General features: G+C 68.0%; 6 protein-coding genes. 2 read left to right on the top strand and 4 right to left on the bottom strand.

The features are described 5' to 3' along the window. On the bottom strand, positions 1-197 hold a 197-nt coding region (locus tag B0W88_RS28750; protein WP_144007040.1), incomplete at its 3' end, for a GntR family transcriptional regulator. A gap of 185 nt (positions 198-382) precedes the next feature. Between B0W88_RS28750 and B0W88_RS28745 the strand changes: the two genes are divergently transcribed. Next, a complete protein-coding gene (locus B0W88_RS28745; protein ID WP_077037976.1) occupies positions 383-1,456 on the top strand; it encodes a BMP family ABC transporter substrate-binding protein in 1,074 nt (357 codons plus the stop codon). 14 nt (positions 1,457-1,470) lie between these two features. Beyond that, on the top strand, positions 1,471-1,938 hold the full coding sequence (locus B0W88_RS28740; protein WP_077037975.1) for a nucleoside deaminase: 468 nt from the start codon (positions 1,471-1,473) through the stop codon (positions 1,936-1,938). On the opposite strand, the gene B0W88_RS28735 is transcribed toward B0W88_RS28740, so the two are convergent. From B0W88_RS28735 to B0W88_RS28725, 3 genes are all read right to left on the bottom strand, one after another. Next, positions 1,939-3,822 carry a potassium transporter Kup gene (locus B0W88_RS28735; protein ID WP_077037974.1) on the bottom strand — a complete coding sequence of 628 codons (1,884 nt, stop codon included), beginning with the start codon at positions 3,820-3,822 and terminating at the stop codon, positions 1,939-1,941. It abuts the gene before it with no gap. Between the two features lie 104 nt (positions 3,823-3,926). Then, positions 3,927-5,207 carry a glutamate--cysteine ligase gene (gene gshA, locus B0W88_RS28730; protein WP_077037973.1) on the bottom strand — a complete coding sequence of 427 codons (1,281 nt, stop codon included), beginning with the start codon at positions 5,205-5,207 and terminating at the stop codon, positions 3,927-3,929. Between the two features lie 61 nt (positions 5,208-5,268). After that, positions 5,269-6,277: efflux RND transporter permease subunit (locus B0W88_RS28725; protein WP_144007039.1), on the bottom strand; the 1,009-nt coding region annotated here is incomplete at its 5' end.

The following is a 6,277-nucleotide window of genomic DNA, read 5'->3' as shown; positions in this document are numbered from 1 at the left end:
GCGGTGCGCTTGTTGCCGATGTCGACGAGGCCGTCGGCGGCCAGCTGCGCCAGCGCGGCACGCACCAGCGTGCGGCTGACGCCGAACTGCTCGGCCAGCTTGTCCTCCGGCAGCTTGGTGCCGGGCGGCAGCGCGTGCTCGACGATGGCCCGGCGCAGGCCCGCATAGGCGCCGTCGGCTTTCTTGGAAAGGCTCATCGGCAGGAATGTATACCAGATCGTTCGCGCCCTTGGGCGTGCGTCGCGGCCTCGCGGCGGTGCCTGCCGGCGCTGTCAGCGCACCGTCGTATGGCGCATCGGGCAGCAAATCGGCAAGAAGCCCGGGCATGTGTTTTGCATACCTACCCTTAGCAATCACGTATACATGATTGGAGTGAATCACCATGCAACGCCGCCTGTTCCTGCAAGCCACCGGCGCCACCGCGCTGGCCACCGCCACCTCCGCGCGCGCCGCCCAGGCGCCGCTGAAGATCGGCTTCATCTACCCCGGCCCGGTCGCCGACGTCGGTTGGACCTACCAGCACGACCTCGGCCGCAAGATGGTCGAGGCCGAGTTCGGCGCCAAGGTGAAGACCGTCTGCGTGGAGAACGTGCCCGAGGGCCCGGACGCCGAGCGCGTGCTGCGCCAGCTGGTCGATGACGGCTGCACGATGATCTTCACCACCTCCTTCGGCTTCATGGATCCGACGATCCGCGTCGCCGCCGACTACCCGGACGTGGCCTTCGAGCACTGCTCGGGCTACAAGATGGCGGCCAATGTCGGCATCTACCAGACCCGCTTCTACGAGGGCGCCTACCTTTGCGGCATGCTGGCCGGCAAGCGCACGAAGACCGGCACGCTGGGCTATGTGGCGCCCTTCCCGATCCCCGAGGTGATCCGCAACCTGAATGCCTTCGTGCTCGGCGCGCGGGCGGTGAACCCGAAGGTCAATGCCCGCGTCGTGTGGATCAACTCCTGGTACGACCCACCGAAGGAGCGCGACGCGGCGCTCGCGCTGATGAACCAGGGCGCGGACGTGATGTACCAGAACACCGACTCGGCGGCCATCGTGCAACTGGCGCAGAGCAAGGGCGTCTGGGCCATCGGCCAGGACTCGGACATGGCCCGCTTCGGCCCCGCCGCGCAGCTCAGCGCCAACACGCTGAACTGGGGCGTCTACTACGTGCACAAGGTGCGCCAGCGCCTGGCCGGCCAGTGGAAGGCCGAGGACACCAAGTGGGGCATGAAGGAAGGCATCGTCAAGCTGGCGGCGCTGGGCCCGGCGGTGCCCAAGGAGGCGGTTCCCGCCTTCGAGGAACGGCGCAGCGCGATACTCGCCGGCAGGTTCCACCCCTTCGCCGGGCCGATCGCGGACCAGAGCGGCAAGGCGCGGATCGCATCCGGCCAGGTGCTGGGTGAAACGGAACTCTGGCAGATGAAGTGGTACGTCGACGGCATCGTCGGCAAGCAACCCTGATCGAGGATCGCGCGATGAGCAGCAGTTTCACCGACGACGACAGCCGCTACATGCGCATGGCGATCACCGCCTCGCGCGAGGCCCGGCAGCGGGGCGACATGCCTTTCGGCGCCGTGCTGGCGAAGGACGGCGAGGCGCTGCTGATCGCAATGAACACGCAGGTCACCCAGCAGGACTGCACCGGCCACGCGGAGACGGTCCTCGTGCGCGAGGCCGAGGCGACTCTCGGCAAGGTCGCGATGGCCGGCGCCACCGTCTACGCCAGCGGCGAGCCCTGTGGCATGTGCGCCGGTGCGATGTTCTGGGCCGGCATCACGCGGGTGGTGTGGGCGGCGTCCACGCCGGAGATCGACGCGGCGCTGGGCGGCATGTCGCTCGGTGCGCGCTGCGCGGAGGTGCTGGCCAAGGCCTCGCCGGCGGTCAGCGTGGAAGGGCCGCTACTGGGCGCGGAGGCCGTCGCGGTCCTGCAAGGCAAGAGCTGATCAGATCTCGACCTTCGAGCCCAGCTCCACGATCCGGTTCGTCGGCAGGTGCAGGAAGTCCGCGGCGGCGGCCGCGTTGCGGTGCATGCCGGCGAACAGCTTCTCGCGCCACAGCGCCATGCCGGTGCCCACCGTCGGGATCACGATGTCGCGCGACAGGAAGTAGCTGGTCTCCATATCGTCCAGCAGCACGCCGCGCGATTCCAGCAGGCGCAGCGCCTCGGGCACGTCCGGCTCGTTCTTGAAGCCGAAGTGCAGGGCCACGGCCCAGCACTCGTTGCCAAGCGCCTCGACGGACACGCGCCGCTCGAAGCCCACCCACGGCACCTCGTGATGCTTCACCGTGACGAACAGGTTCTGCTCGTGCAGCACCTTGTTGTGCTTGAGGTTGTGCAGCAGCGCATTGGGCGTGACGCCGGCGTCGGCATTGAGGAACACCGCCGTGCCGGGCACGCGCAGCGGCGGGTTGACGAACACCGCTTCCAGGAAGTCCTTCAGCGCGATCGAGTCCTCGCGCAGCTTGTCGTGCAGCTGGTGGCGGCCCTGCTGCCAGGTGAGCATCAGCGTGAACATGCCGATGCCGATCGTCAGCGGGAACCAGCCGCCGGCCACCAGCTTGAGCAGGTTGGACGAGAGGAAGGTGGCGTCGATGATGAAGAAGAAACCGGTGACCAGGATGCACAGCGACAGCGGGTACTTCCAGCCGTAGCGGATCACGAAGAAGGTCATCACCGTGGTGATGGTCATGTCGATCGTCACCGCGATGCCGTAGGCACCGGCCAGCTTGCCGCTGGAGCCGAAGAAGGCCACCGCCATCACGATGAAGACGAACAGGCCCCAGTTGATGAAGGGCACGTAGATCTGGCCGGTGTCGCGCACCGAGGTGTGCAGGATGCGCATGCGCGGCAGGATGCCCAGCTGCACCGCCTGCTTGGTGACCGAGAAGGCCGCCGTGATCAGCGCCTGCGAGGCCACGATGGCGGCCAGCGTGGCCAGCAGGAACAGCGGGATCTCGGCCCACTTGGGCGCCAGCAGGAAGAAGGGGTTCTTCACGCCCTCGGGGTTGTCCAGCAGCATCGCGCCCTGGCCGAAGTAGTTCAGCACCAGCGCCGGCATCACCACCGAATACCAGGCCAGCCGGATGGGCTGCTTGCCGAAGTGGCCGAGGTCGGCGTAGAGCGCCTCGCCGCCGGTCACCACCAGCACGACGGCGCCCAAGGCGACGAAGGCGGCGATCTTGTGCGCCATGCAGAACTGGAACGCGAAGTACGGGTTGATCGCGATCAGCACGTGCGGGTTCTCGAGGATGTGCGGCACGCCCAGCACCGCCAGCGAGATGAACCACACCAGCATCACCGGCCCGAAGGCCTTGCCGATGCCGCCGGTGCCCAGGCGCTGCACGAAGAACAGGCCGAACAACACGATCAGCGTCAGCGGAATGATGGCCTGGTCATAGGCCGGCGCGTAGACGTCGATGCCCTCGACGGCGCCCAGCACCGTCATCGCCGGCGTGATCACCGCGTCGCCGAAGAAGATCGAGGTCCCGAACAGGCCCACCGCCATCAGCACGCGGCGCAACGCCGGCTTGTCGTTGACCGCGTTGGTGGCCAGCGCCAGCATGGCGATCAGGCCGCCCTCGCCGTTGTTGTCCGCGCGCAGGATCAGCAGCACGTACTTCAGCGAGACCACGATGGTCATGGTCCAGAAGATCAGCGAGAGCACGCCCAGGATGTTGTCCTGCGTGGTCTCGATGTGGCCGCCGGCAAAGACTTCCTTCAGCGCGTACAGCGGGCTGGTGCCGATGTCGCCATAGACGACGCCCAGGGCGCCGAGGGTCAGGCCCGCGAGCGCTGCAGGGCTGCGGGCCGTTTTTGTTGAATTCACGAGAGCAGCGCGGCCAGAACGGGCCGCGGAAGCCAAAACCCCGCTATTGTGCTCTCGCCGTGCTGCAGTGCGTCAAGCGCCCGACCGGGCGCCCCGCTTATTGCCTATTCGTACACCTCGGCCTCTGGATCGGTGGCCTCCAGCTCGTAGCTCGCGGCCAGCATCGCCAGCCTTGCGATCACGCCGTACATGTAGAAGCGGTTCGGCGCGCTGACGCCCGGCTTCTCGCCCAGGCGCGGCAACTGCGAAGACTCGGCGAAGGCCAGCGGCACGAAGGCCGAGCCCGGGGCGTTGAGGTTCTCGTCGCTGCCGCGGTCGGCGTGGACGCGGTAGAAACCGCCCACCACGTAGCGGTCCATCATGTAGACGACCGGCTCGGCCATCGCGTCGTGCACCCGCTCGTAGGTGGGCACGCCTTCCTGGATCAGCACCTCGGTGATCGGCGTGGCGCACTGGCCCAGGGCGGCGAACTTCTCCACCAGGTCCTTGGCGTCGCGGATCATCACGATGCCCTTGCCGCCGGTGCCGGCGTCCGGCTTGACGACGACGAAGGGCTTCTCCTGGATGCCGAACTCCTTGTACTTGCGGCGCAGCTTGGTCAGCAGCGCATCGGCCTGGGCCTGCAGGTTGTCCAGGCCCTGGCCGGTCTTGAAGTCCAGCCCGTCGGCGCTGGCGAACATCGGGTTGATCAGCCAGGGGTCCATGCCCATCAGCTTGCAGAACTTCTTGGCCACTTCCTCGTAGGCGCGGAAGTGCTGGTGCTTGCGGCGCAGTGGCCAGCCAGCATGCAGCGGCGGCAGCAGGTACTGCTCGTGCAGATGTTCCAGCACGCGCGGGATCCCTGCAGACAAGTCGTTATTGACCAGGATCGTGCAGGGATCGAAGTCCTTCAGCCCCAGGCGCCCGCGGTTGCGCAGCAGCGGCTCCAGCGTCAGCTCGCTGCCGTCGGGCAGGTCCAGCCGGGTCGGCTCGGTGACCGTCTCGTCCAGCGTGCCCAGGCGCACGTTCAGGCCCGCCTGGCTGAAGATGCGCACCAGCGTCGCCACGTTGCTCAGGTAGAAGCTGTTGCTGCGGGCGCGGTTCTCGGGCACCAGCAGCAGGTTCTTGGCCTCGGGGCAGATCTTCTCGATCGCCGCCATCGCCGCCTGCACCGCCAGCGGCAGCATCGCCGGCGTCAGGTTGTTGAAGCCGCCGGGGAACAGGTTGGTATCCACCGGCGCCAGCTTGAAGCCGGCGTTGCGCAGGTCCACCGAGCTGTAGAACGGCGGCGTGTGCTCCATCCATTCGAGCCGGAACCAGCGCTCGATGGCCGGCATCGACTCGAGGATGCGCTGCTCAAGTTCGTTGATCGGGCCGGTCAGTGCGGTGATGAGATGGGGGACCATGGGGAGCCGGGCGCTGGTGGATGTTCTGATTCTAGGAGTGCGCACATGGGGCCAGCATGTCTCATTGCAAGCCTTCCTTCGCGCCATCGGCGTGCGATTCGCGGATCATCAGCCGCCGGCGCATCAGCAGCCACCAGGCCGCCGGCACCACCAGCATGCTCAGGAGCGGCGCCGTCACCATGCCGCCCACCATCGGCGCGGCGATGCGGGTCATCAGCTCGGAGCCGGTGCCGTGGCCCAGCAGGATGGGCAGCAGGCCGGCCATGATGACCGCCACCGTCATCGCCTTGGGCCGCACCCGCAGCACCGCGCCCTCGCGGATGGCGGCCAGCAGCGTGGCCTCGTCGTCCGGCGCGCCGGCCGCCAGGCGCTGGGCATGGGCGTTCTTCAGGTAGACCAGCATCACCACGCCGAACTCCGCCGCCACGCCCGCCAGCGCGATGAAGCCCACCACCGTGGCGACGGACACCGCATGCCCCAGCACCCAGATGGACCAGAAGCCGCCCACCAGCGAGAAGGGCACCGCCGCCATCACCAGCAGCGCCTCCCCGCCCGAGCGGAACAGCAGGTAGAGCAGCACGAAGATCACCGCCAGCGTGGCCGGCACGACCAGCTCCAGCCGCTCGGCCGCCCGCTCCAGGTACTCGAACTGGCCCGACCAGGCGATCGTGTAGCCGCCCGGCAGCGCCACCTCGCGGGCCACGGCGGCCTGCATGTCGCGCACCGCCGAGCGCAGGTCGCGCCCGCGCACGTCCACGTACACATAACCCGTTAGCCGAGCGTTCTCGCTGCGCAGCATCGGCGGGCCTTCGGCGAGCGAGATGCGGGCGACGTCCTGCAGCAACGCGGTAGCGCCCGTGCTCGTCACGAAGGGCAGCATGCGCAGCTTCTCCGGCGAATCCCGCAGCTCCCGCGGGTAGCGGACGTTGATCGGGAAGCGCTCCCGTCCGGCGATGAACTCGCCGACGTTATCGCCGCCGATGGCGGTGGACACGATGGACTGCACCTCCGCCACCGAGACGCCCAGCCGGGCCGCGGCCGCGCGGTCCACGTCCACGTCGATGTAGCGC

It is taken from the genome of Pelomonas sp. KK5, from assembly GCF_001984095.1.
Lineage (GTDB): Bacteria > Pseudomonadota > Gammaproteobacteria > Burkholderiales > Burkholderiaceae_C > KK5.
Note: the sequence above shows the minus strand (reverse complement) of the source record. Positions and strands in the feature narration are given on the sequence as shown.

What these genes read in the sequence shown, in the direction of transcription:
- gshA (WP_077037973.1), bottom strand. Translation starts at nt 5,207, where the DNA reads ATGGTCCCCCATCTCATCACCGCACTGACCGGCCCGATCAACGAACTT.
- B0W88_RS28740 (WP_077037975.1), top strand. Translation starts at nt 1,471, where the DNA reads ATGAGCAGCAGTTTCACCGACGACGACAGCCGCTACATGCGCATGGCG.
- B0W88_RS28745 (WP_077037976.1), top strand. Translation starts at nt 383, where the DNA reads ATGCAACGCCGCCTGTTCCTGCAAGCCACCGGCGCCACCGCGCTGGCC.